General features: G+C 69.4%; 22 protein-coding genes, 1 rRNA gene and 1 riboswitch. Of the genes, 5 read left to right on the top strand and 18 right to left on the bottom strand.

Annotation, left to right across the window (positions count from 1 at the left end):
• Nucleotides 1-127: 127 nt before the first annotated feature.
• The 3 genes from ACFU5O_RS24530 to ACFU5O_RS24540 form a co-directional block, all read right to left on the bottom strand.
• A complete protein-coding gene (locus tag ACFU5O_RS24530) occupies nucleotides 128-1,099 on the bottom strand; it encodes a DMT family transporter (RefSeq protein WP_384243890.1) in 972 nt (323 codons plus the stop codon).
• Between the two features lie 245 nt (nucleotides 1,100-1,344).
• Nucleotides 1,345-2,337, bottom strand: coding sequence for a DMT family transporter (locus tag ACFU5O_RS24535; protein ID WP_384243891.1), 993 nt, complete (start codon nucleotides 2,335-2,337; stop codon nucleotides 1,345-1,347).
• A gap of 40 nt (nucleotides 2,338-2,377) precedes the next feature.
• Nucleotides 2,378-2,872: a Clp protease N-terminal domain-containing protein gene (locus ACFU5O_RS24540; protein ID WP_384243925.1), complete on the bottom strand. Its 495-nt coding sequence runs from the start codon at nucleotides 2,870-2,872 to the stop codon at nucleotides 2,378-2,380.
• Between the two features lie 268 nt (nucleotides 2,873-3,140).
• Here ACFU5O_RS24540 and ACFU5O_RS24545 point away from each other — a divergent pair, with 268 nt between their 5' ends.
• The gene (locus ACFU5O_RS24545; RefSeq protein WP_384243893.1) at nucleotides 3,141-3,569 is read left to right on the top strand and encodes an SRPBCC family protein; all 429 of its coding nucleotides are present in this window, start codon (nucleotides 3,141-3,143) and stop codon (nucleotides 3,567-3,569) included.
• Nucleotides 3,570-3,659: 90 nt separating this feature from the next.
• On the opposite strand, the gene ACFU5O_RS24550 is transcribed toward ACFU5O_RS24545, so the two are convergent.
• Nucleotides 3,660-4,247, bottom strand: coding sequence for a PadR family transcriptional regulator (locus ACFU5O_RS24550; RefSeq protein ID WP_384243894.1), 588 nt, complete (start codon nucleotides 4,245-4,247; stop codon nucleotides 3,660-3,662).
• 139 nt (nucleotides 4,248-4,386) lie between these two features.
• Here ACFU5O_RS24550 and ACFU5O_RS24555 point away from each other — a divergent pair, with 139 nt between their 5' ends.
• On the top strand, nucleotides 4,387-5,208 hold the full coding sequence (locus ACFU5O_RS24555) for a PhzF family phenazine biosynthesis protein (protein ID WP_384243895.1): 822 nt from the start codon (nucleotides 4,387-4,389) through the stop codon (nucleotides 5,206-5,208).
• A gap of 58 nt (nucleotides 5,209-5,266) precedes the next feature.
• Here ACFU5O_RS24555 and ACFU5O_RS24560 read toward each other — a convergent pair whose 3' ends face one another.
• Both ACFU5O_RS24560 and ACFU5O_RS24565 read right to left on the bottom strand, forming a co-directional pair.
• Entirely contained in the window at nucleotides 5,267-6,055 is a 789-nt protein-coding gene (locus ACFU5O_RS24560) for a CPBP family intramembrane glutamic endopeptidase (protein ID WP_384243897.1), read from the bottom strand.
• Nucleotides 6,056-6,244: 189 nt separating this feature from the next.
• Nucleotides 6,245-7,747, bottom strand: a complete 1,503-nt coding sequence (locus ACFU5O_RS24565; protein WP_384243898.1) for a glutamate-cysteine ligase family protein — start codon at nucleotides 7,745-7,747, stop codon at nucleotides 6,245-6,247.
• A gap of 481 nt (nucleotides 7,748-8,228) precedes the next feature.
• On the opposite strand from ACFU5O_RS24565, the gene ACFU5O_RS24570 reads away from it, so the two are divergent.
• Entirely contained in the window at nucleotides 8,229-8,819 is a 591-nt protein-coding gene (locus tag ACFU5O_RS24570; protein WP_384243899.1) for a hypothetical protein, read from the top strand.
• A 291-nt stretch (nucleotides 8,820-9,110) separates the two neighbouring features.
• Nucleotides 9,111-9,308, top strand: a complete 198-nt coding sequence (locus ACFU5O_RS24575) for a DUF5999 family protein (RefSeq protein ID WP_384243926.1) — start codon at nucleotides 9,111-9,113, stop codon at nucleotides 9,306-9,308.
• Nucleotides 9,309-9,436: 128 nt separating this feature from the next.
• On the opposite strand, the gene gcvP is transcribed toward ACFU5O_RS24575, so the two are convergent.
• Nucleotides 9,437-12,322 (bottom strand): aminomethyl-transferring glycine dehydrogenase, encoded by a 2,886-nt coding sequence (gcvP, locus tag ACFU5O_RS24580; protein WP_384243901.1) that lies wholly within the window; start codon nucleotides 12,320-12,322, stop codon nucleotides 9,437-9,439.
• Nucleotides 12,323-12,500: 178 nt separating this feature from the next.
• Nucleotides 12,501-12,597: riboswitch (glycine riboswitch) on the bottom strand.
• Between the two features lie 102 nt (nucleotides 12,598-12,699).
• Between gcvP and ACFU5O_RS24585 the strand changes: the two genes are divergently transcribed.
• On the top strand, nucleotides 12,700-13,137 hold the full coding sequence (locus tag ACFU5O_RS24585; RefSeq protein ID WP_384243928.1) for a PRC-barrel domain-containing protein: 438 nt from the start codon (nucleotides 12,700-12,702) through the stop codon (nucleotides 13,135-13,137).
• 55 nt (nucleotides 13,138-13,192) lie between these two features.
• On the opposite strand, the gene ACFU5O_RS24590 is transcribed toward ACFU5O_RS24585, so the two are convergent.
• From ACFU5O_RS24590 to rrf, 11 genes are all read right to left on the bottom strand, one after another.
• The gene (locus ACFU5O_RS24590) at nucleotides 13,193-14,605 is read right to left on the bottom strand and encodes a DNA polymerase IV (protein ID WP_384243902.1); all 1,413 of its coding nucleotides are present in this window, start codon (nucleotides 14,603-14,605) and stop codon (nucleotides 13,193-13,195) included.
• Nucleotides 14,606-14,725: 120 nt separating this feature from the next.
• Nucleotides 14,726-15,247, bottom strand: a complete 522-nt coding sequence (locus ACFU5O_RS24595; protein ID WP_384243903.1) for a MerR family transcriptional regulator — start codon at nucleotides 15,245-15,247, stop codon at nucleotides 14,726-14,728.
• 255 nt (nucleotides 15,248-15,502) lie between these two features.
• A complete protein-coding gene (locus ACFU5O_RS24600) occupies nucleotides 15,503-15,976 on the bottom strand; it encodes a bifunctional nuclease family protein (protein ID WP_026281837.1) in 474 nt (157 codons plus the stop codon).
• Nucleotides 15,977-16,051: 75 nt separating this feature from the next.
• The gene (locus ACFU5O_RS24605; protein WP_384243905.1) at nucleotides 16,052-16,795 is read right to left on the bottom strand and encodes a MerR family transcriptional regulator; all 744 of its coding nucleotides are present in this window, start codon (nucleotides 16,793-16,795) and stop codon (nucleotides 16,052-16,054) included.
• 17 nt (nucleotides 16,796-16,812) lie between these two features.
• The gene (locus ACFU5O_RS24610; protein WP_384243929.1) at nucleotides 16,813-17,754 is read right to left on the bottom strand and encodes an FHA domain-containing protein; all 942 of its coding nucleotides are present in this window, start codon (nucleotides 17,752-17,754) and stop codon (nucleotides 16,813-16,815) included.
• A gap of 82 nt (nucleotides 17,755-17,836) precedes the next feature.
• Nucleotides 17,837-18,775, bottom strand: a complete 939-nt coding sequence (locus ACFU5O_RS24615) for a DUF881 domain-containing protein (RefSeq protein ID WP_384243906.1) — start codon at nucleotides 18,773-18,775, stop codon at nucleotides 17,837-17,839.
• Nucleotides 18,776-18,780: 5 nt separating this feature from the next.
• Nucleotides 18,781-19,113: a small basic family protein gene (locus ACFU5O_RS24620; RefSeq protein WP_242332811.1), complete on the bottom strand. Its 333-nt coding sequence runs from the start codon at nucleotides 19,111-19,113 to the stop codon at nucleotides 18,781-18,783.
• Nucleotides 19,110-20,039, bottom strand: coding sequence for a DUF881 domain-containing protein (locus ACFU5O_RS24625; protein ID WP_384243907.1), 930 nt, complete (start codon nucleotides 20,037-20,039; stop codon nucleotides 19,110-19,112). The genes ACFU5O_RS24620 and ACFU5O_RS24625 overlap by 4 nt, the downstream gene beginning before the upstream one ends.
• 96 nt (nucleotides 20,040-20,135) lie before the next feature.
• Entirely contained in the window at nucleotides 20,136-22,643 is a 2,508-nt protein-coding gene (locus ACFU5O_RS24630) for a sugar phosphate nucleotidyltransferase (protein ID WP_384243908.1), read from the bottom strand.
• A 111-nt stretch (nucleotides 22,644-22,754) separates the two neighbouring features.
• On the bottom strand, nucleotides 22,755-23,363 hold the full coding sequence (locus ACFU5O_RS24635) for a CDP-alcohol phosphatidyltransferase family protein (RefSeq protein ID WP_384243910.1): 609 nt from the start codon (nucleotides 23,361-23,363) through the stop codon (nucleotides 22,755-22,757).
• A 156-nt stretch (nucleotides 23,364-23,519) separates the two neighbouring features.
• Nucleotides 23,520-23,610, bottom strand: a 5S ribosomal RNA gene (gene rrf / locus ACFU5O_RS24640); the annotation flags it as partial.

Consider the following 23,610-nt stretch of genomic DNA (forward strand, 5'->3'; position numbering starts at 1 on the left):
CGAGCCGGGGAGCCTAGCCGGGCACAGCCCGGGGCGGGGCCTGCTCGGTATACGCGACCGGGGGTGGCGCTTCGCCGGGGCGGGCCCACGCGATCGCGTGGGCCCGCCCGCTCGTCGTCCTGAACCGTCAGGCGGTGACCGCCGCCGCACCGCCGCGTGCGAGCGCGGCCAGGCGTGCTTCCTGCCAGGCCAGACCCACGACCGCGGCCAGCAGCAGGGCCGTCCCGGCCACCGTTGCCGAGGTCAGCCGCTCGTCCAGCGCGGTCACCGCCAGAACCGCCGCGCTCACGGGCTCGAGCAGCATGATCACGGAGACCGTGGCAGCACGGACGACGGCGGCGCCCGCGAAGTAGAGCGCGTACGCGAGCGCCGTCGGCACAGCGGCCACGTACACCAGCAGCCAGAACACCCTGGCGGGCTCGGCGGTGTGCGGCAGCAGTCCCTCGACAAGCGCGAACGGCAGCAGCCCGACCGCCCCGACCGTGAAGGTCCAGGCGGTCGTCGCGAGCGCGTCGCCGCCTCCGCCGTCCCGTCCCAGCCGACGGGTCAGCAGGGTGATGGCCGCGTAGCCCGCGGCCGACAGCCCCGCCAGCGCCACACCGACCGGACGCACCGTGCCGCCGTCGCCGCCGAGCACCAGCACGACGAGTCCGGTGAGAGCCCCGCCGACGGCGGCGATCCCGCCGCGCCCGAGCCGCTCCCCCATGGTCAACTTCGCGCCGAGGGCGATGAGTACGGGCCCCGCGCCGAGCGTGACGACCGTGCCGACGGCCAGCCCGGTCTGCTCGACGGCCGCGAAGTACGCACTCTGGAACACCGTCAGACCGATGCCCGTACCGAGGATGCGCAGCAGCCGCCGTCGGCGCGGCTCGGCTTCCCCGACGTGCCGACGGGGCCGCAGTGCCAGGGCGGCGGCCAGCAGCACCAGTCCGCCCAGGCAGCGCCAGAACGACAGGGCGAGCGGGCCGAGATCACTGACCCCGAAGACCAGCGAGGCGGCGGCCCCGGCGGTCCCCCAGGCCACACCGGCCACGACGAGATAGAAGAGGCTGCGTCCGACGGGCAGGCCGGAGGCAGCTGTGATGGAAGGCTTCGACACGTGAATTCTCCGCGCTGAGTGTCCGGGGTGATCCCCGGGGCGGCCCTCCCCTTGCGTCTGCGTACGGGGGGTGTGGGGGATCCCCACGGCGGGCCGCTTGAAGAACTGGACTGGTGGCCGCTGGACTCCGCACGCGGGCAGCGACGAACCGCCCGGGGACACCCCGGGTCCGGTCTTCGTCAGCGGATGGCCGCCCGCGCTACGCGGCGGGCGGCGGAAGTACGGTCGAATGCATGATCGGCACCTTATGTCGCGGCCCGGCCGGCCGACAACTCCTCACGGTCCGCCGGGAGGACCGGCCCGGGTGCGCCGGCCACCGGTCCCGACGGCGCCTTCGGCGTGGACGACTGGGCGATGAAAGCGCCGATCAGGACCACCGCGCCGCCGAAGATCTGCGGCGCCGACAGGTGCTCCCGCAGCAGCACCCATGCGAGCACGGTCGCGATGACCGCCTCGAGACAGGCGACCACGCCGGCCACCTGCGGGGACAGCCTGCGGACCGAGATGACGCCGGTGACGTACGCGACCACGGTGGCGATCAGCACGATCCAGGCCAGCAGCAGCGTCGCCGGGACAGTCGTGCCGCCGATGCTCGCCACGCCGCCCAGCACCGGCCAGTTCATGTTCCAGGGGCGCGCGACAAGGGTCAGGACCAGGGCGCCGATGAGCAGTCCGTACGCGATGACGCCGAGCGGATCCGCGGCGTCGTCGCCCTCGCCGCCCTGGTCGGACAGGACGAAGTAGCCGACCTGGCAACATGCGGCGCCCAGCGCGAGCAGCAGCCCGATCACATCGAAGCCGAGCCCGGACCACACCTCGACGACACAGGCGAGCCCGCCGACCGCGAGGACCACTCCGAGCGCCGCCGCCCGGGTCACCGGCCTGCGCTGGACGAAGCGGACCCAGGCCAGCACCAGGGCGGGGGCGAGGTATTCGACGAGGAGCGCCACCCCCACGGGGATCCTGGAGAGCGCCGCGAAGTAGAACGCCTGGACGCCCGCGACGGCGAGCAGTCCGAAGCCCGCGAGCAGCGCAGGCTTGCGTATCAGCAGATCACGATGGCGCCAGGCGACGGGAAGCATGACGAGTGCGGCGCCGGCCACCCTGAGCCACACCACGTGCAGCGGGTCGAGTCCCGCTTCGATGAGCGGCTTGGCCGCCACACCTGAACCACCGAATGCGAACGCCGACGCCAGGGCGAGACCCAGGCCGGCGCTCCTTCCCTGAGACGCGTGCATCGGCACATCATGACAGGCCGCGTCAGGAGCGTCACGACTGTCACACCTGTTGAGACAGCTCCTCGATCCGGACCTGCAGCCAGGTGCCGTCGACCCCCGCGCGCTCGAGCACTTCGACGGCCCGGCAATCCCGGTCGGCCGCGACGGCGCCGAGCAGATCGAGGCAGGTGGCGCACGGTTCCCCGCGCCGGGCGGCCCGCTCCAGGGCGCCCTTCATGGCGGCGGAGGCGGCGGGGGACCAGCCGGCGATGCCGGCGTCATGAACGGGGACCACTCCGGAATCCTCGACGGCACCCTGCCAGCGCAGCCCGTATCCGATGCTGCGCTGGACGAGATATCCGAGCACCCGGGCGAGCTGTCCGGCGCCGGTGAAGGCGGCGCGCACCTCGGCGTCCGTCTCCACCAGGGAGTGCAGCAGATGGGCGGTGTCGATGTGGCGGTCGCCGTCCCTCAGCGCCCTCCGGCGCGCGCCCGCCACGACCGATGCCAGCTCCGCGGTGAGCGTTGCACCCGTCAGCACCGCGCCGGTGAGCACCGCGCCGGCCCCGGCACGGACGACTGCGGGCTGCGTGGGCTCCGGCGGGACAGGGATATGCACCTTCCCACCTCATCAGCCTCCCCAGGTAGGCACATCCTCGCGCGGGAGCATCCGGGCATCCTGCGGGGGTTGGGGACCTCCGGCTCCCCTCCTCCTTGCGGATGAGTTCCCCGATTACCTGACAGCTCATCAGTATTGAATGTTCGAGGCCGTACGGCTACGTTCCGCGACACCGGGAACCCGACACGAAGGGGTGGGTGGTCGTATGGCCGAGGTCAGCGCGGAAGCACGCATCGAGGCGCCGGCCGGAAGGGTCTGGGCACAGCTCACCGACTTCGCTTCGTACGGCCGGTGGAACGCCACCCACACGAGCTTCCCGCAGGGCGGCCCGGACACCCTCGAGACGGGCGCCACCTTCGCCGAGAACATGAAGCTGATGGGCTTTCCGGCCGAAGTGATCTGGACGGTCGACGAGCTGGAGCCCGGACGGGTCCTCGCCATCAAGGGCAAGGGGCCGATGGGCGTCAACGTCGGCACGCGTTACGCGCTCTCCCCCGACGGCGACGGCACGACGGTGCGCATCGACGGGGAGTTCACCGGCGCCGCCGTGTCACTCATGGCGGGAAAGCTCAAGGACTCGGCGACCGCCGCGCTCAACGAGTCCCTGCGGAAGCTGGGCGGGCTCGTGACCTGAGCCCGCCTCACAGCGGAAGGGCCCCGCGGGGAGCGGGGCCCTTCGCTGCCGGCCACCACCGGCGTTCCGCGTGAGCGGAGCCGCCGGGCGTCAGTGCTCGTCGGCCAGGATCAGATAGAGCTTCTTGCGGGCGTCGTTGATGACGGAGATGGCTTTCTGGCGCTGATCGGGGGTACCGGTCTTCCAGACCTGGCTGAACGCCTCCATCAGACCGAAGCCGGCCTGCCGGATCTCGTTCATGGCATCCCAGTCGATGCCGCGTCCGACCTCCTCCCAGGGGGCGTCCGACACCGAGTCGGCCTCCGCGCGCCCCGCGTCGGTGAGCGTGAACAGCTTCTTGCCGCCGTCACTCTCACTGGCGATCAGCCCCTCGTCCTCCAGCAGCTGGAGCGTGGGATAGACCGAGCCGGGGCTGGGCTTCCACGCCCCGCCGCTGCGCTCGCCGATCTCCTGGATCATCTCGTAACCGTGCATCGGCCGGTCCTTCAGCAGCGCCAGGATCGAGGCACGCACATCACCGCGCCGCGCCCTCCCCCTGCCGCCGCCACGACCACGTCCGCCGGCCCACGGAGGCCCGCCGAACCCCGGCCCGAAGGGACCGAAGGCAGCACGCCGCCCTTCGAAGTCACCCCGGCCCTGATGGCCTGGCCCGCAGTTGCCGTGTCCATGTGAACGCATTGCTACGCTCCTTCCATCGTTGACCTGTCGCGATGCGTCAACGATATATCGGAATACTTCGTTTGACAAACACCGACGGGGCCACATCCCGGAGATTGGCCTTGGCCTGCCGCTTTGCCGGACCTCTACCGTCATCGGCATGCGGATTCGAATCGTGGACGCCTTCACCGACCGCCCCTTCGCCGGAAACCCCGCGGGGGTGCTCCTGCTGGACACCCCGGCCTTCCCCGACGACAGCTGGCTCCAGGACGTGGCGAGGGAGGTGAACCTCTCCGAGACCGCCTTCGCCCACCGCCTCCCCGGGGACGGCGACGCCGACTGGGCGCTGCGCTGGTTCACCCCCGCCGCGGAGGTCGACATGTGCGGTCACGCCACGCTCGCCACGGCCCATGTGCTGAGCACCATCGGGGAGGCGAACGGAACAGTGCGCTTCGCCGCGCGCTGCGGGATCCTCTCGGCGGCGGCCCACGGGGACGGTTCGATCACGCTCGACTTCCCGGTCGCACCGCTTCACCGCGCGGACGTCCCGTTCGGAGTCGCCAAGGCGCTGGGCGTCGGCGTGCTCTCGGCCACCGACACCGGCCCGCACATCGGCGATCTGCTGGTCGAGCTGGCGGACGAGGCGACCGTACGCGGCCTGGCGCCCGACATCCCCGCCCTGGCCATGCACTCCAGGCGCGGCATCATCGCCACCGCCCCGGCCGACGACCCGGACTGCGGCTACGACTTCGTCTCGCGCTGCTTCTTCCCCAACGTCGGCATCGACGAGGACCCGGTCACCGGCAGCGCCCACACGGCCCTCGCCCCGTTCTGGTCCGCCCGGCTGGGGCGCGACGAGCTGACGGGACTCCAGGCCTCCGCCCGCTCGGGTGTCGTACGCACTACTCTGCGCGGCGACCGCGTGCTGCTCACCGGACGTGCCGTGACCGTCGTCGACGGCGAGCTGCACGCCAAGCCGTGAAACGCGAGGGGCACACGGCAGCGGCTGCCGTGTGCCCCTCGCGGCGGACCGGGCCGGCTCACACGGTCGGCAGCCAGCTCACCTTCCCCGCCAACAGGCCGTATCCGACGAAGGCCACGATGTCGAGCAGCGCATGAGCGACGACGAGCGGGCCGACCCGGCCCCACCGCCGGTAGAGCAGCACGAAGACCACGCCCATCACCATGTTGCCGACGAAGCCGCCGATGCCCTGATAGAGGTGGTACGAGCCGCGCAGCACCGAGCTGGCCGCGAGCGCCGCCACCGGGGTCCAGCCCAACTGCCCGAGCCTGCGCAGCAGATACCCCACGACGATCACCTCCTCGACCACGGAGTTCTGCACCGCGGAGAGGATCAGCACCGGGTATTTCCACCACACGTCGGGCAGTGCCTCCGGCACGACGGTGAGATTGAAACCGGCGGCCCTGGCGATCAGGTAGAAGGCGAGCCCGGCACTGCCGATGCCCGCCGCCACCAGCGCGCCTCGCCCAAGGTCGGGCCAGGGCCTGGTGCGGTCGAAGCCGATGGCCCGGAGCCCGCCCGCGCCCTCCCGCAGCAGGAGGTGGGCGACCAGCGCGACGGGAACGAGTGCCGTGGCGATCCCGAAGAGCTGCCAGGCCAGATCGAGCCAGGGGCGCCCGGGGGCGTACGAGCTGTTGAGCGTCGCGGCCTGGTCCTTGAGACCTCCCGGCTTCGTCAGTGACCCGATGAAGCTGATCAGCGACGACAGCGCGCTGGCCCCCAGGGAGAGCGCCAGGACCAGCAATGTCTCGGACCGCAGGATCCTCCGCGACAATCCCCCCTCGCCCCCGGGGAGCGAACCGGACATTCGTCCCGCTTCCGCCTGCACTGCTGCCTCCCGTTGCCTCGTGCCGCCGTCACAGCTTGCCCGACGTCGGCACGCGGGACGAAGGCAGGGCCCGGTGACGACGGCGGAGTTCGGCGGGGAAGGCGGGGCTCGCGGGCGAAGGCCCGCCCCGCGGACCCGGGCAGGGCCCGCGGACGGGCGCGCGGGTCCTCAGTCCACGGACCCGGCAGGCCAGGTGTGCACGGGATCGCCCAGATGCATCAGCTCGCTGTAGCGCCGGGTGACGGCCGCCAGGGCCGCCTCACGGTCCAGTCCTGACTCCATCGCCCGGTGGAAGGCATCCGTCTGCCAGGACGCCCCGTTCACCTTGCGGCGGCACCGTCCTTCGATGGCCCCGAGGTAGAAGTCGCGGTCCGCCGGCTCCACGTTCCAGGCGTCGAGTCCCGCCGCGGCCAGCGGAAGCAGTTCGTCCCTGACGAGTTTGACGGCCGGTACGCGGGTCAGGCCGCCTCCCCGGCCGGGGCGCGGCCACAGCAGCTCGGCGTCGATGCCGTGGCGGCACGCGGTGTCGAAGTTCTCTGCGGCGACCTCGAACGGCATCCGGGTCCATAGCGGGCGTGACTCCTCGGCAAGCGCCCGCACCAGGCCGTAGTAGAAGGCCGCGTTCGCCACCACATCGACGACGGTCGGTCCGGCGGGGAGCACCCGGTTCTCGACGCGCAGATGCGGAACACCGTCGGCAAGCCCGTACACCGGCCGGTTCCAGCGATAGATCGTGCCGTTGTGCAGGACGAGTTCCTGGAGGCGCGGTATGCCTCCGTCGTCGAGCACCCTCAGCGGGTCCTCCTCGTCGCAGATCGGCAGCAGCGCGGGGAAGTAGCGAAGGTTCTCCTCGAAGAGCTCGTACGCCGAGTCGACCCAGCGCTCACCGAACCAGGTCCGGGGCCGTACGCCCTGCGCCTGGAGCTCGGGCGGACGCGTGTCCGTCGCCTGCTGGAACAGCGGCGGCCTGGACTCGCGCCAGAGCTCTTTGCCGAACAGGAAGGGAGAGTTGGCGCCGACGGCGATCTGCACGGAGGCGATCGCCTGTGCGGCGTTCCACACCTGCGCGAAGCGACCGGGCGTCACCTGGAGGTGCAGTTGCACGGATGTGCAGGCGGCTTCGGGCGCGATCGACGCCGACGTGCAGTTCAGCCGCTCGACGCCGTCGATGTCGAGGGTGAAGTCCTCGCCGCGCGCGGCGAGGATCTGGTCGTTGAGGAGGACGTAACGGTCGACGTCCGAGAGATTCGCGGAGACCAGATCATTCCGGGTGAGAGTCGGCAGAATTCCGATCATCACGATGCCGGCACCGAGCTCGGCAGACTTGCGGTGGGCATATCCCAGACCTGCGCTCAGCTCCTCGGTGAGCTGATCGAGGACGCGCCCGGCGAACCGGTGCGGAGCTATGTTGACCTCCAGGTTGAACATTCCGAGTTCGGTCTGGAAATCACGGCTGGCTATCCGGTCGAGCACTTCGGCATTCATCATCCGCGGGAGACCGTCGGCCCCGGCGAGATTCAGCTCGATCTCCACACCCATCAGATTCCTGGGCCGATCGAACCTCTTCTCGGCCAGTAGCCTCCCCAGTCCCGTCAGACACTGCTGGAGCTTCCGCCGGTACCTTTGCCGATCGGACAGGTCGAACCCGCCTGCCACGACCTTCTCCCCCATGGGAGCACCCTTCCTCGAGTGGGCGGCCCGCGGCATCGGCCGCTCGCGTCACGGACGATAATGCCCACACCTACTGATCCATAACGCCCCGCGGGCGACGGCGGCACGTTAGTCTGGTTCCCGCTTTCGCGAGGCACATTCACTCGGCATGGTGCAGTGTGCAGTTACCACTGCCCGGAGGCGTGGTGAAAACCACGACGAGATTCGGCCGACCGCTGCCTGGGTAACACCCCAGGTGACGCCTCTGCACACAGAGGAAATCATCAGGAACCGCCCACGAAAAAGACCGGATTCAGTCTTGCCCGCAATACCGGGGACGGCTAGCAGAAACATTGCGTGAACACGGGTCGTATAAACTCCGCGTACGAGGCAGAGAGTTGGCGCCCGGCCATGGTCTTTCAGCCCCCTCTGGCCCACGCTGACAGTGCCGTCCGCACCTGCCCTCGCATCACCCTGTCTCTTGAGTGAGAGGCGACCCACCATGCCGCTGCATGTTCCCCCGGCTCCCGCGCCTGCCCTGCGCAGCGTGCTCGCAGCACTCGGATCCCCCGCCGCAGTCCGCGAGGCCCCCACCCCCGCCCTCCGTTCCGTCCTCGGAACGGTGAGTCCCGAACTCCCCCTTCCCGTCCATGTGCTGGACCAGGTCGTGCCGCGCGCGGGCCGTGCGCCACGCACCCGGCTGGCAGGCTGGAGGTTTCTGATCCGCAGCGGAGAGCGTTCCGTCGCCGCCGCGGACACGGTCCTGACCCCCGACGGGTGGGCCTTCTCGCACTTCTTCGAGGGGCCCTACATCGCCTCGACCGAACGGGCACTGCAGCACGCGGAGACGCTGACGGACGGCTATCAGCCACGGCTGCTGTCCGTGCCCGAGCTCTACATGCTCACACTGTGGCTGCACGGCGACACCGGGGCGGACGCGTCCGGGGGCACGCCCGCACCCGCCGACCTCCTGGTGCCGCTCGCGCCGGCCCCACCGGGCATCGCAGCGCACCGGCCGCACCGGGTCGCCGATCTGCTGCCGGTGCTGACGCTGCGCGCCACACCGGCGCCCCTGCTCGGCTCACCCGCCTGAGTCACGCCCACTGGGCACTTCGCCCCGTGACCGATGGTCACGGGGCGTCGCCGTGCCCCTTCCGGACTAGCCCGGTCCGGCCACTGCAAACCACCCGAACAGGCAGTGCAGTTGAGCTGAACCGTCCGCGCGGGTGATACGTCATTAAGTGGTAAGACGAGCTGCCGCGAAATCCCTGCGGATTGACGCCCGTGGGGCAACACTGGGACCGACCGACAGATACGGGGGGCGGCCATGAACACCGCATCGAGCCGCAGCAAGCTCACCACACCGCAGCGAAAGAACCCATCCATGTGCCAGCACCAGCCGCCCTGCCCCACAGCCGACTCTCCCGACCGGGAGGCCGCCCGCCTCGTGGCGCACCACCCGGAGCAGGGCTGGAGCCTGCTGTGCAACGGTGTGCTGCTTTTCGAGGACACCGGTGAGCTGCTTCCTGACGGACAGATCATCGCCCCGCACCGGCCGCAGCAGGTGGCCACGGCGGCCTGAGCGCCGGGCGCCCGGGGCAGGTCCCGGACCCGCTCTGCGCGGTGCCCTGGAACCGGACGGAAAGGGCCGGCTCGGAGAGAACTCCGAACCGGCCCTGACGTGTGCCCGGGGGTGTGTCGGCTGCTACGTCAGTTGTCGTACTCGTCCAGCGGCGGGCAGGAGCAGACCAGGTTGCGGTCGCCGAAGGCACCGTCGATCCGGCGCACCGGCGGCCAGTACTTGTCCGCGACCTGGACGCCGTCCGGGAAGACCGCCTCCTCACGGCTGTACGGGTGCTCCCACTCGCCGCCCAGCGCCGCCGCGGTGTGCGGGGCGTTGCGCAGCGGGTTGTCCTCGGCGGGCCACTCGCCGGAGGCGACCTTCTCGACCTCCGCACGGATCGCGATCATCGTGTCGCAGAACCGGTCGAGCTCGGCGAGGTCCTCGCTCTCCGTGGGCTCGATCATCAGCGTGCCCGCCACCGGGAACGACATCGTCGGCGCGTGGAAGCCGTAGTCGATGAGCCGCTTGGCGATGTCGTCGACGCTGACGCCGGTCGCCTTCGAGATCGGCCGCAGGTCGACGATGCACTCGTGCGCGACGAGCCCGGCCGGGCCCGTGTAGAGGACCGGGTAGTGCGGCTCGAGGCGCTTGGCGATGTAGTTCGCCGCGAGCACGGCGACCTGGGTGGCGCGCTTGAGACCCTCGCCGCCCATGAGCCGTACGTACGCCCAGGAGATCGGCAGGATGCCCGCCGAGCCCCAGGGGGCTGCCGAGATCGGGCCGACACCGGTCTCCGGGCCCGCGGTGGGCTGGAGCGGGTGGTTCGGGAGGTACGGGGCGAGGTGTTCGCGGACGCCGACCGGGCCGACGCCGGGGCCGCCGCCGCCGTGCGGGATGCAGAAGGTCTTGTGCAGGTTGAGGTGGGAGACGTCGCCGCCGAACTTGCCCGGCTTGGCGAGGCCCACCAGCGCGTTGAGGTTGGCGCCGTCGACGTACACCTGTCCGCCGGCCTCGTGCACCTGGGCGCAGATGTCGGCGACGTGCTCCTCGAAGACACCGTGCGTCGAGGGGTACGTGATCATGAGCACGGACAGCTCGTCGCGGTACTGCTCGATCTTGGCGCGCAGGTCCTTGACGTCGATCTCGCCGTCGTCGGCGGTCTTGACGACAACGACCCTCATTCCGGCCATCACGGCGCTGGCGGCGTTGGTGCCGTGCGCGGAGGACGGGATGAGGCAGACGGTGCGCTGCGCGTCGCCGTTGGCGCGGTGGTAGGCACGCACGGCCAGCAGGCCCGCGAGCTCACCCTGCGAACCGGCGTTCGGCTGGATGGACACCTTGTCGTAGCCGGTGACCTCGGAGAGACGTTCCTCCAGCTCGTGGATCAGCGTGAGGTAGCCCTCGGCCTGCTCCACCGGGGCGAAGGGGTGGATCTGGCCGAACTCCGGCCAGGTCACCGGCTCCATCTCGGTGGTCGCGTTCAGCTTCATCGTGCAGGAGCCGAGCGGGATCATGCCGCGGTCCAGCGCGTAGTCACGGTCGGCGAGCTTGCGCAGGTAGCGCAGCATCGCGGTTTCGGAGCGGTGCGCGTGGAAGACCGGGTGGGTGAGGACGTCGTCGCTCCGCAGCAGCCCGGCCGGAAGGGCGTCGTCCGTCGTCGCGTCGAGCGCCTCGATGTCTCCCTCGACGCCGAAGGCGGACCAGACGGCGGCCAGCTGGGCACGGCCCGTGGTCTCGTCGCAGGAGATCGAGACATGGTCGGCGTCGGCGGGGTACAGGTTGACGCCGTTCTCGCGGGCAGCGGCGACGATGTCCGCCGCCTTGCCAGGAACACGGGCGGTCAGCGTGTCGAAGTACGTGCCGTGAACGAGCTCGACGCCGCCCGCACGCAGGCCCTCTGCCAGGATCGCGGCGTACCGGTGCGTGCGGCGCGCGATCGTCCTCAGCCCCTCGGGACCGTGGTAGACGGCGTACATTCCGGCCATCACCGCCAGCAGCACCTGCGCGGTGCAGATGTTGCTGGTGGCCTTCTCACGGCGGATGTGCTGCTCGCGGGTCTGCAGCGCGAGGCGGTAGGCCTTGTTGCCGTCCGCGTCGACGGAGACGCCGACGAGGCGGCCCGGCAGGCTGCGGGCGTGCTTGGCCTGGACGGCCATATAGCCGGCGTGAGGGCCGCCGAAGCCCATCGGGACGCCGAAGCGCTGAGTGGTTCCTACGGCGATGTCCGCCCCGAGTGCGCCGGGGGAGGTGAGAAGGGTGAGCGCCAGGAGATCGGCCGCGACGGTGACGATCGCGCCGAGCTCGTGCGCCTGCTCGATGACGGGCTTGATCTCACGGACGGCACCGGAGGCACCCGGGTACTGGAGCAGGACGCCGAAGACACCGCGCTCGGCGATCTCCGCGGGGATGCCCTGGCCGAGATCCGCGACGACGACCTCGACACCCGTCGGTTCGGCGCGGGTCTCGATCACGGCGATGGTCTGCGGGAGGGTGTCGGCGTCGATCAGGAAGACGCCGTCCTTGACCTTGCCGACGCGCCGGGCCAGCGCCATGGCCTCGGCGGCGGCGGTGCCCTCGTCGAGCAGCGATGCGCCGGAGGTCGGCAGGCCGGTCAGGTCCGCGACCATCGTCTGGAAGTTGAGCAGTGCCTCGAGGCGGCCCTGCGAGATCTCGGGCTGGTAGGGCGTGTACGCCGTGTACCAGGCGGGGTTCTCCATGACGTTGCGCAGGATGACCGGCGGGGTGAAGGTGCCGTAGTAGCCGAGGCCGATCATCGGGGCGAGGACCTGGTTGCGGTCCGCGAGGGAGCGCAGCTCGGCCAGGACCTCGGCCTCGGTACGGGCATCGGGCAGCCCGAGGGCCTCGGCGCTCTTGATCACGTCCGGTACGGCGGCGGCGGTCAGCTCGTCGAGCGACCCGTAGCCGACCTGCGCGAGCATCTTCGCCTGGGCCCCTGCGTCGGGCCCGATGTGGCGCTGCTCGAAGGGGGTGCCCCGCTCCAGCCGGGAGAGCGGAATGCGGTTGGCGGTCATGTGAGGCCTCCTGGTCGACGCGACCTGCGAGGGGCACCACGGCGCGGGTGCCCGGACGGCCTCCCCCTCTGTCATCTAACCTGAGAGCTTCACCGGTCCGCCCGCTCGCTGGCATTCCGGTTTTCACCGTCGGTGAGAGCGGACGCCGTCCGACGTCCGCCCTGCTTTCCAGAGTGACCTCGTCCGTGCGGTACGGGGGCCTGAGAGATTCCGGGGAGGATTTGCTCCTTCGGCGTCTCCGGTACCTGACCGGAGCACTCTCCCGCACGGGGTCAGCAGCCGTGTGCCAGCCTACCAGCGAGGTATTGGCCAAAGCTGTCGAGTGGCCGACCCCACAAATGTGCATTTTCGTAGTACTTACGGGGCCAGTGCGACCAATTGGAGGGACCGTGCAGACCGATATCGATCCGCGCAGCCTGATAGGCCGCAAGGCGTTCGACCGCAACGGCACCAAGATCGGGACCGTGGACGAGGTCTACCTCGACGACGCGACGGGGATGCCCGAGTGGGCGGCCGTACGCACAGGGCTGTTCAGCAGGGACGCGTTCGTGCCCCTGGAGCCCAGTGAGGTGGCGGGCGACGGCCTCCACATCCCGTTCGAGCGGGCTCTGATCAAGGACGCCCCGGATTTCGGTGTCGGCAGGCATCTCTCCCCCCAGCAGGAACTCCAGCTGTACCACCACTACGGTCTCGAACTGCCCGCTCCCCCGGAGAAGCCGGCTCCCTCACCGCCGGCCGCCTCCGACGGACCTGACTCGTCCCCGGGGTCCACGGGCGACCGCGACTTCGGACGGCTCGCAGGCCACGACGACTGACGCGCCGCTGACCACTGATCCGGCGAAGACGTCCGATGCGACGGTCCGGCTCCTACTACTCCCGTGATGACGGGGGATCCGGCGGCGACTCGTCCGGAGGCTGTTCCCGGTCCCGTCCGACGAGCGGCAGCGGCTCCGACGGCTCGAGCTCGGGATCGTCCACCAGGAACGTGCGCACCCTCCCCGGCACGGCCGACCAGGGCTCCTCGAAGCGGACCGTGACCCGCCCGAGCCCGCTGCCCTGCACCCAGCCCGCCCCGTACCGCTCGTGCCTCACATCGTGTCCGGCCGACCAGCGCCGCTCGACGGCCGGCTCCGGCTCCGGCGGCTCCGGCTCCTCGGCCGCGTGGGCGCGCTCGGGGCTTCCGTGGCCCTCGCCGGCGCTCTTCTCCCCGGCGGCGGCCTGTGCGAACAGATCTTCCTGGGTGTAGTCGGCGAGGCCGGTCACACCCACGCCCAGCAGACGGACCCCGCCCGTGGTGTCCACCGACTCCAGAAGCCGGCCGGCTGCCTCCCGGACCACTGCCGGATCATCGGTCGGCCCACGCAGTGTCTCCGACCGGGTCAGCGTCGAGAAGTCGAAGCGCCGTACCTTCAAAACGATGGTCCGCCCCGAGTGCCTCGACCCGCGCAGTCGCTGCACACACCGCTCGGCGAGCCGCTCCACCTCCACCCTGATCCGCACCCGGTCGTGCAGGTCCACGTCGAAGGTGTCCTCGACCGACACCGACTTGGCGTCACGCTCGGCGACGACAGGCCGGTCGTCATGTCCCGTCGCCATCCGGAACAGCGCCGACCCGTGAGACTTCCCGAGCAGCCGTACGAGCTCGTCCTCACCGGCCTCCGCCAGGTCGGCGACCGTGGTCATTCCCGCCCGCCGCAGATGCTCCCCGGTCGCGGGCCCCACCCCCGGCAGCGTCCGCACCGGCATCGGCCCGAGCAGGTCCCGCTCCGTTCCGGGCTCGATCAGCACAAGTCCGTCCGGCTTCGCCTGCTCCGAGGCGATCTTCGCCAGCATCTTCGACCCGGCCAGGCCCACCGACCCCGTCAGTCCGGTGACCGCCAGAATGTCCCTCCGTAGCCGCTCACCGGCCTCCCGCGCCGACCGTGCGTCACTCGCCGCCCCACCCGCCTCCAGGTCGACGAAGGCCTCGTCCAGGCTCAGCGGCTCCACGAGCGGGGACAATCGCCCGAGCAGCTCCATCACCTGGTTGCTGACCGAGCGGTAGAGCGAGAACCGCGGGACCAGGTACGCGGCGTTCGGGCAGAGCCTCCGTGCCTGGGCCATCGGCATGGCCGAGTGCACCCCGAACCGCCTGGCCTCGTACGACGCCGTCGCCACGACTCCGCGCGGCCCCAGACCGCCGACCACCACCGGCTTGCCGCGCAGACTGGGCTTCGCGGCCTGCTCGGCGGCAGCGAAGAACGCATCCATGTCCAGATGCAGAATCGTCGGGGCGGATCTCACGTCTCAGATGCTGCCGTACGCCACTGACAATCGGCCCGCACACGGGTACGACCTGCCGCAGGTCCGTCGGCAGAACGTCACGTGCGCGGATCGAGCGAGGGAACGAGGGCGGCCGAGCGCTCAGACGGCCCGGTCGCGACGGCGTCTTGCCAGTTCGTCCGCCGGATTGTGCCCGACGAGTGTCTCGCCGGTGTCGACGCGCTCGCCGTGCAGCTGGGACAGGGCGGCTTCCACGTCCCGCCACACCACACCCACGGCGATGCCGAAGACTCCCTGGCCGCCCTGCAGCAGATCCACGACCTCGTCGGGCGAGGAGCACTCGTAGACGGTGGCCCCGTCGCTCATCAGCGTCAGCCGGTCCAGATCCGAGAACCCGCGGGTCCGCAGATGCTGCACTGCCGTCCTGATGTTCTGAAGTGCGACACCCGTGTCCAGGAAACGCTTCACGATCTTGAGGACCACGACGTCCCGGAAGCTGTACAGCCGCTGGGTGCCGGATCCGTACGCAGGGCGCACGCTCGGCTCCACGAGGCCGGTGCGTGCCCAGTAGTCGAGCTGTCGGTAGGTGATGCCCGCCGCGGCGCACGCGGTCGGTCCCCGGTAGCCGACGGCCTCGGTCGAGGAGTCGGCTGTCGAACTCATGTGAAGCGGATACGGCCCACCGTGTCCCGGATGCACTTCGAGGGAATCGCCTGCCGTACCGTCGCCGCTGCTTCTCACGCCGACCTCCGTCCTTGACCTGCCACCTCGACGGTAGGGAGTCGCCCGGGGTGCGTCAACGATCGCCACACTCGGCACGCCGAGTGATAATCACCCTGAGAGTGGTTTTCCGCACCCAGATGCAGGGAACGGCTCACCGAATGCGTCGGTTCAGCCGACGGGTCGGGGACCAGAGGGTCACTGACTGCTGGAGCCGAAGTCCTCGGGCGAGATCTGGTCGAGGAACTCGCGGAACTTCTCCACCTCGTCCTCCTGCTCGTCCGGGATCGCGATACCCGCGTCGTCCAGCACCCCGTCGCTGCCGTAGATGGGCGTGCCGGTGCGCAGCGCGAGGGCTATGGCGTCGGACGGCCGGGCACTCACCTCGACGCCGCTGGCGAAGACCAGCTCGGCGTAGAACACACCTTCCCGCAGGTCCGTGATGCGGACTTCGGTGAGCTCCTGCCCGACAGCCTCCAGCACGTCCTTGAACAGATCGTGGGTCAGCGGCCTGGCGGGGGCCATGCCCTGCTGTGCGAAGGCGATCGCGGTCGCCTCCCCGGGTCCGATCCAGATGGGGAGGTACCGGTCACCTCCCACTTCACGCAGGAGCACGATCGGCTGGTTGGAGGGCATTTCCACCCGGACACCCACAACGTCGAGCTCGTTCACACAGCAACCCTAGGACGTGCCCGGCAGGTTTGGGTAGTCGGGCTGCCCCAAGATCAGCGCAAGAGGGGCCGGAGATCAGCGCAACCGGACGCCCAGCGCGGTCTGCACAAGGGCCGCGTGGAGGCGGACGGAAAGATCCGCAAGTTCCTTCGTGGTCGCCTCGGCATGCGCTCTGGTCTGCGGATTACGGTGTCGCCTCAGCGGGGCGACCACCTGTTCGACCAGTCCGGCCTCGCGGTCCGCGGCCGCCTTCATGGCCCGCAGATGCCGGGGCTCCAGACCGAAACGGCCCATGTGCGCCACGAGTTTGGCCACGGTCACCGACTCGACGTCGTAATCGCCGTCCGCCGCCGGAGTGATGAGCCCGTACGACTCCCAGGCATCCAGCTCCGCCTCGGTCACCTCGGCGGCTTCCAGCAGTACGGAGCGACCCACCCGCGACGCCGTGGGCCGGTCCGGTCCGGCTTCCGCTCCAGGGGCATCCGGATCCCCCGGCGTGCCCTGGGGCCGCAGCGGAAGCTCCTCGCCCCGGGCCTGGGCGTCGAGATGCTCCCGGATGACCTTCAGAGGAAGATAGTGATCCCGCTGCATACGGAGCACCTGGGCCAGCCGCTCGACGTCCTCCGGGCTGAATTTCCGGTAGCCGGAGGGGGTGCGCCGCGGCTCGACCAGCCCCTCCGCCTCCAGGAAACGGATCTTGGAGATCGTGACCTCGGGGAACTCGTCACGCAGCTGGTTCAGCACCGAGCCGATGCTGACCAGCCGGTCGCCACCGGCGGTGCCACGCCCGGCACCGCCGGTCGGTGTTGTTCGCAGCATGGACCTTCCCTGAAGGGTCACACGCCCCGCTGGCTCGAGTAGAAGACCAGCCGGTACTTTCCGATCTGGACCTCGTCACCGTTCGACAGCTGGACCGAATCGATCGGCTCCCGGTTGACGTAGGTACCGTTCAGGCTGCCGACATCCGTGACGGTGAAGCTCCCGTCGGGCGCCCTGCGGAACTCCACGTGGCGCCGGGACACCGTGAAGTCGTCGAGGAAGATGTCGCTCTGCGGATGGCGGCCCGCCGTGGTCAGCTCACCGTCCAGAAGGAACCGGCTGCCGGAGTTCGGCCCCCGGCGCACCACGAGCAGCGCCGAGCCGAGCGGCAGCGCGTCGACGGCGGCCTGCGCCTCCGGAGAGAGCGAAGGAACGGCGGTCTGGCCCGTCATCTCGGCGTCATAGGCTTCCAGGCCCGAGATCGAGATGGTCGAGGTCGTCTCCGAGGCACGCTCCGCCTGCGCCCCGGGACGCAGCGGCGCTCCACAGTTGGAACAGAAACGGCTGGTCTCGGGGTTGCGGTGCCCGCATCGCGTACATACCGGCATGGACGGATCCTCCTGCCGCGGCTGCCCCGCGGGGGCCTGGGACGCGTACGGATCGGAGGCAAACCCTCCACCCGTACTTGAGGTTGACGGTTCTCCGAAACCTATGCGGCCGGGACCCGCAGGGTCAACAGCAGACGCGCCCTGGCCGCCAGGAATGTCACCGCCCTGCCCGGCGACCTCGTCCCGGAAGAGCGGCCGCTCGCCGGCCTGCTGCTCCGCCTCCTCGCCGTGGCGCGGTGCGCGATGACGGGCGGAGCCGCTGTCCTCGCGTGCGCTCTTGCCGAACAACTTCCCAAACAACTTCACGGGCGATTCCCCTTGACCGAAACAGACCCGCCCGTGGGGCAGGAAACCTGAATGAACACACCTGCCGACCCGGACATCATCACAACGTCCGTACCTTCCGGACAGTTTCCACCACGCAGCACGCTTACGATGCGTCGACCCCCCGCAACCTCTTGCCCATGTCCGGCAACCCCGTACGCCCCTCGCCTCACCGGGAGGACGACCGAGCGTAGTCAGGCCGTTCCGCCCGTCGCAAGGCAGCCACGACGATCTTCTCCGACCGGGTCACCGTGGCCGTGGCCTGCTCCTTCTCCAAGGTCTGCACCACGCCACCGGGGATGTTCAGCGCAGGCTCGAGATCCTGGGGCTTGCCGATGACCTTGAACCGGTAGGGCGCACCGATCTTCTTGCCGTCGATCTCGATGTCACCGCCGCTCCCGGAGAAGTAGGAGTCGGCGACCACACGGACGTCATTGACCTGGATGGCCTCGGCGCCCGCGGCACGCAGCTCCTGGATGGCGTCCAGCAGCATGTCCGGCTCGACCGCGCCGGACCCGTCGTCGATGGTCAGATTGATGCCCGGGCCCTCTGCCGCCACCGTACCGGCAAGGATTCCCAGCTGACGCTCCTTTTCCTGGGTCTGCTTGCGCGCCTCTTCCGCCTGGTCCGAGCTGGTCTCCAGCTCGGTGCGCTGATCCTCCAGACGCTGCTTCTCATCCTCTAGACGCGCGGTGCGGTCATCGAGTTCATCGAGGATGCGCACCAAATCCTCCTGGCGCGCACCGCGCAGCGCGCTGTTGTCGCTCGTGGACCGGACCTGGATGGCGAGACCGAGGCCCAGCACGAACAGCAGGAGCGCGACAATGAGTTGGGCCCGGGAGACTCGCGGCGGCCAGAGCCCCGCGATGAGCCGCTGCCGGCCGGTCAGCTCCTCCTGGGCCTGGACTCCGGGCACGCCCTGTTCGCCCTGCGCGTCCTGCTCTTCCTGCTCTTCCTGCTCGTTCTCCCGTTCGCGCTGCTCGGGCCGGTCGGACTCGTGGGTCTCGTTCTGCCGGTCCGCCCGGTCCTGCCCCGTCACCGGGTTCTCCGTCGTCTTCTCGTCCTCGCGCGTCGGCTCGCCGGTGCGCGTCGGCTGCTGGTCGCTCATCGGCCTCACGCCCGGAACACGTGCCGGCGGATGGCGGCCGCGTTGGAGAAGATCCGGATGCCGAGCACGACCACCACGCCGGTGGACAGCTGCGCACCGACGCCCAGCTTGTCGCCGAGGAAGACGATCAGGGCGGCAACCACGACGTTCGACAGGAACGAGACCACGAAGACCTTGTCGACGAAGATTCCGTCGAGCATGGCCCGCAGCCCGCCGAAGACCGCGTCCAAGGCCGCGACCACGGCGATCGGCAGGTAGGGCTCGACCACCGCCGGTACTTCGGGTCGGAGCAACAGTCCCGCCACGACTCCCACGACGAGGCCCAGTACGGCGATCACGATGTGCCCTTCCCTGTCTCTGCCGTTCCCTGTCCGCTGCCCGTTCCGGCATCGGCGGTCCCCGGCTCTGCGGTACGTACGATCAGGCTCGGCGCGGCAGGCAGTCGCACCTCTTCCTGGGCGGAAATGCTGGTACGGATGCCGAAGTTCTCCTGCAGCGCATGCAGGTACTGGCCGTCGGCGCTGTCCTGGAAGGCAGTGCTCAGCTTCTTCCCGTCCCCCACCGCCAGCACCGTGTACGGCGGCACCAGCGGCTTGTTGTCGACCAGTATGGCGTCACCCGCAGCGCGGACGGCGGACAGGGCCGTCAGCCGCTGCCCGTTGATCGCGACGGCCTCTGCGCCGGACTGCCACAGGCCGTTGACGATCCGCTGCATGTCCCGGTCGCGCAGCCGGCCCGTGTCGGAGAAACCGCTGCTCTCCCTCGGGCCTCCGCCGTCGGACTCGGTGTCCTTGGCGTCGTCCACGACCAGCTTGATCCCGGGACCGCGCACTTCCGTGGCGCCGGAGAGCAGCGCGACGAGTTCGCCCTGATCCCCGCCGTGCTGCTGCAGCGCCTTGCGCTGCCGCTCCCCCACCTCGTCACGGAGCCGCTCGACATCCGTCTCCAGCTCGTCGGCCGCCGAGGTCTCCGCGTCGATCCGGTCGATGAGTTCCTCGCGCTCCTTCGCCACCACCGGTGCCGATATCCGCGCCTGAGCGGCTCCCAACGTGACAACCAGGGCGGCCAGCACGAGACCGGCGGCCAGGCCCAGCTTGGTGCGCAGCGTCTTCGGCAGCCCGCCACCCTCGGCGTCCCTGCGGGCTGCCGCCTCCGCATAGCCGTCGTCGAGGCTGTGGTCCATGACATTGGTCAGCAGCGACATGGACGCATCGGGGCGCGGCGGCGGTGAGGCGGTGCTCCGAACGGGGGGCTGCTGCGGCATGCCGCACATCGTCGCACGTCGGCATCGCTACCGCCGAATGGCCCCACCGATGTGCCGGAAGGCAGACCACGCAGCCCTCCGGCACATCGCTCTCAGCTAGCTCTCAGTCGTCTGACCTGCGCTCTCCACGACTCCGGCCCATTCGTCGAGCAGAGCCTCGGCGGACGTGTCATCGGGGCCTTCAGCCCACAGATGAGTGACCGCCTCTGCGGGGTCGGGCAGCACCAGCACCCAACGACCGTCGGGCTCGACCACCCGCACGCCGTCGGTCGTGTCGATGGTGCGGTCGCGTGCCGCCTCGACGACCCGCCGCATCACCAGCCCCTTCACCGCCCAGGGCGTCTGCACGTCGCGACGGAGCACGTGCGCCCGCGGGATCCGGGCATCGATCTGGCTCAACGTGAGCTGCGTACGCGCCACCAACCCGAGCAGCCTCGTGAAGGCGGCCGTGCCGTCGAAGACACTGCTGAACTCGGGAATGATGAAACCGCCGCGGCCGTCGCCACCGAAGATGGTGGATTCCTCGCGGCAGACCCGGGTCAGATCGTCGGGCGACGTCGTCGTCCATTCGACCTGTGTGCCGTGGTACGCAGCGACCTGCTCGGCGATCCGTGTCGTCGTCACCGGAAGGGCCACCCGGCCGCTGCGGCGCTCCGCGGCCACGAGGTCGAGCATCACGAGCAGGGCCCGGTCGTCCTCGATGATGCGTCCGTGCTCGTCGACGAGGGACAGACGTTCACCGACGGTGTCGAAACGCACGCCGAAGGCGGCTCTCGCCGACGCCACGATCTCCCCGAGGCGCACGAGCCCCTTGCGACGCGCTTCGGTGGTCTCGGTCGGCCTGGACTCGTCGAGACCGGGATTGATGGTGAGGGCGTCCACCCCGAGTCGGCCCAGCAGGCTCGGCAGAACGAGGCCGGCGCTGCCGTTCGACGCGTCGACCACGACCTTGAGGCCCGCATCGGCGATCCCGGTCGTGTCGACGTTGCGCAGCAGTGACCCGGTGTAGGAGTCGAAGACGCTGGCCGGGAAGGACAGGTCCCCGATCTCACCCGGGAACGCCCGCCGGTACTCCTGGCGGGCGTACACCCGGTCCAGCTTCCGCTGCCCGCCCTGGGAGAGATCCGCCCCACGCTCGTCGAAGAACATGATGTCGACGGAGTCCGGTACTCCCGGCGACGTACGGATCATGATCCCGCCGGCGCTCCCGCGTGCCGTCTGCTGGCGCGCCACGGGCAGCGGGACGTTCTCCAGGTCGCGCACGTCGATGGCGCTCGCCTGCAGCGCCGAGATGACGGCACGTTTCAGTGCACGGGCGCCGCGGGAGTGGTCACGGGCGGTGGTCACAGTCGCGCCCTTTTTGAGCGTGGTGGCGTAAGCACCTGCCAGCCGCACGGCCAGCTCGGGTGTGATCTCCACATTCAGGATCCCGGAGACGCCACGCGCACCGAAGAGATGCGCCTGCCCGCGCGACTCCCAGATCACCGAGGTCTTGACGAAGGCGCCCGCCTCGATGGTCTTGTACGGGTAGATCCGCACATTGCCCTGGACGATCGATTCTTCACCGATCAGGCACTCATCCCCGATGACCGCGCCGTCCTCGACACGGGCGGCCCGCATGATGTCGGTGTTCTTACCGATCACGCAGCCGCGCAGATTGCAGTGCTGCCCGATGTACACGTTGTCGTGGATGACGGCTCTGTGGAGGAAGGCGCCGCTCTTCACGACCACGTTGGAGCCGACGACGGTATGCTCGCGGATCTCCACGCCGGCTTCGATCTTGGCGTAGTCCCCGATGTACAGCGGCCCGCGAAGCACCGCGTCGGAGTGCAGTTCGGCTCCCTCGGCCACCCACACACCGGGCGAGATCTCGAAGCCGTCGATCTCCACGTCGACCTTGCCCTCGAGCACGTCCGCCTGGGCCTTCACATAGCTCTCGTGCGTGCCCACGTCCTCCCAGTAGCCCTCGGCAATGTAGCCGTAGATCGGCTTGCCTTCCTTCATGAGCTGGGGGAAGACGTCACCGGACCAGTCCACCGGAACGTCGGGCTCGACATAGTCGAAGACCTCGGGCTCCATGACGTAGATCCCGGTGTTCACAGTGTCCGAGAAGACCTGTCCCCAGGTCGGCTTCTCCAGGAAGCGCTCGACCTTTCCGTGCTCGTCCACGATGGTGATGCCGAATTCCAGCGGATTGGGTACCCGGGTAAGGCATACCGTGACGAGCCCGCCTTTCTCCTTGTGGAAGGAGATGAGGTCGGTCAGGTCGAAGTCGGTGAGGGCATCACCGGAGATGACGAGGAAGGTGTCGTCCTTCAACGCCTCCTCGGCGTTCTTCACGCTCCCGGCAGTGCCGAGTGGCTTCTCCTCGTTTGCATAGGTCAGCTCCATCCCCAGCTCTTCGCCGTCACCGAAGTAGTTCTTGACGAGGGAGGCGAGAAACTGGACGGTTACGACAGTCTCATGGAGGCCGTGCCGCTTCAGCAGGCGCAGCACATGCTCCATGATCGGCCTATTGACCACTGGAAGGAGTGGCTTAGGCATGGTCGAGGTCATGGGACGAAGTCTGGTTCCTTCGCCACCAGCCATCACGACGGCCTTCATGTCGGAAGCGTCCTCCTTGAAGAGATGACGGTCTAGCCGACTTCACCCGTCCGGGCAGGCCCTACCTGATGAGTGGGCCGGCGGGACTCTGCGCAGCTCTGGGCAGATGGCTCAATCGGCCGCGGCATCCGCCTTGACGAGTCGGCGGACCTGGACCACGTAGAGAATCCCTGCCCACCAATACAGAGTTGTACCCCATCCAGCGAACGCCCATCCGAAAACTTCGGCAAGTGACGCAAGCCACCCCTCTCCGTCACTCAGGAGGAGCAAGGGGAACGCATACATCAAGTTGAAGGTTGCAGCTTTCCCGAGGAAGTTCACCTGTGGTGGCGGATAGCCGTGCCGGCGGAGGATTACCACCATCACCAGCAGCATCAGCTCCCGGGCCAATAGCGCGGCGGTGAGCCAGAGCGGCAGGATCTCGCGCCAGGTGAGCCCCACGAGGGTGGAAAGGATGTAAAGCCTGTCAGCGGCGGGGTCGAGGATCCGGCCCAGGCTGCTGATCTGGTTCCAGCGACGTGCCAGCTTGCCGTCGAGATAGTCACTGATGCCGCTCAGCGCAAGCACCAGCAGCGCCCAGCCGTCGGCCTTCGGTCCGCCGAACTCCGGCAGAAGGATCAACCACAGGAAGAGCGGCACGCCCAGCAGGCGGGCCATGCTGAGGATGTTGGGGATGGTGAGTACCCGGTCCGTCTGAACGCGAGTCTCCTGGACCTCCACCCGGGGGCCTCCTGTGGGGAACGTGTCTACGATGTGCCCTGACCTTACCCTCAGGCCTCTGCGCGGCGTACGGGGGGTGCGGGGGATCAGAAGTCCACCGAACGCAAAAAGGCCGTGGTCCCTGGATCGAAATCCAGGGACCACGGCCTAAAGATTGTTCGGCGGTGTCCTACTCTCCCACAGGGTCCCCCCTGCAGTACCATCGGCGCTGAAAGGCTTAGCTTCCGGGTTCGAAATGTAACCGGGC

Source organism: Streptomyces sp. NPDC057445 (genome assembly GCF_042802855.1).
Taxonomy (GTDB): Bacteria; Actinomycetota; Actinomycetes; order Streptomycetales; family Streptomycetaceae; genus Streptomyces.

What these genes read in the sequence shown, in the direction of transcription:
- ACFU5O_RS24535 (WP_384243891.1), bottom strand. Translation starts at nt 2,337, where the DNA reads ATGCACGCGTCTCAGGGAAGGAGCGCCGGCCTGGGTCTCGCCCTGGCG.
- ACFU5O_RS24550 (WP_384243894.1), bottom strand. Translation starts at nt 4,247, where the DNA reads ATGCGTTCACATGGACACGGCAACTGCGGGCCAGGCCATCAGGGCCGG.
- ACFU5O_RS24555 (WP_384243895.1), top strand. Translation starts at nt 4,387, where the DNA reads ATGCGGATTCGAATCGTGGACGCCTTCACCGACCGCCCCTTCGCCGGA.
- ACFU5O_RS24595 (WP_384243903.1), bottom strand. Translation starts at nt 15,247, where the DNA reads ATGAGTTCGACAGCCGACTCCTCGACCGAGGCCGTCGGCTACCGGGGA.
- ACFU5O_RS24545 (WP_384243893.1), top strand. Translation starts at nt 3,141, where the DNA reads ATGGCCGAGGTCAGCGCGGAAGCACGCATCGAGGCGCCGGCCGGAAGG.
- ACFU5O_RS24560 (WP_384243897.1), bottom strand. Translation starts at nt 6,055, where the DNA reads ATGTCCGGTTCGCTCCCCGGGGGCGAGGGGGGATTGTCGCGGAGGATC.
- ACFU5O_RS24625 (WP_384243907.1), bottom strand. Translation starts at nt 20,039, where the DNA reads ATGCCGCAGCAGCCCCCCGTTCGGAGCACCGCCTCACCGCCGCCGCGC.
- ACFU5O_RS24570 (WP_384243899.1), top strand. Translation starts at nt 8,229, where the DNA reads ATGCCGCTGCATGTTCCCCCGGCTCCCGCGCCTGCCCTGCGCAGCGTG.
- gcvP (WP_384243901.1), bottom strand. Translation starts at nt 12,322, where the DNA reads ATGACCGCCAACCGCATTCCGCTCTCCCGGCTGGAGCGGGGCACCCCC.
- ACFU5O_RS24630 (WP_384243908.1), bottom strand. Translation starts at nt 22,643, where the DNA reads ATGAAGGCCGTCGTGATGGCTGGTGGCGAAGGAACCAGACTTCGTCCC.
- ACFU5O_RS24605 (WP_384243905.1), bottom strand. Translation starts at nt 16,795, where the DNA reads ATGCTGCGAACAACACCGACCGGCGGTGCCGGGCGTGGCACCGCCGGT.
- ACFU5O_RS24615 (WP_384243906.1), bottom strand. Translation starts at nt 18,775, where the DNA reads ATGAGCGACCAGCAGCCGACGCGCACCGGCGAGCCGACGCGCGAGGAC.
- ACFU5O_RS24565 (WP_384243898.1), bottom strand. Translation starts at nt 7,747, where the DNA reads ATGGGGGAGAAGGTCGTGGCAGGCGGGTTCGACCTGTCCGATCGGCAA.
- ACFU5O_RS24575 (WP_384243926.1), top strand. Translation starts at nt 9,111, where the DNA reads ATGTGCCAGCACCAGCCGCCCTGCCCCACAGCCGACTCTCCCGACCGG.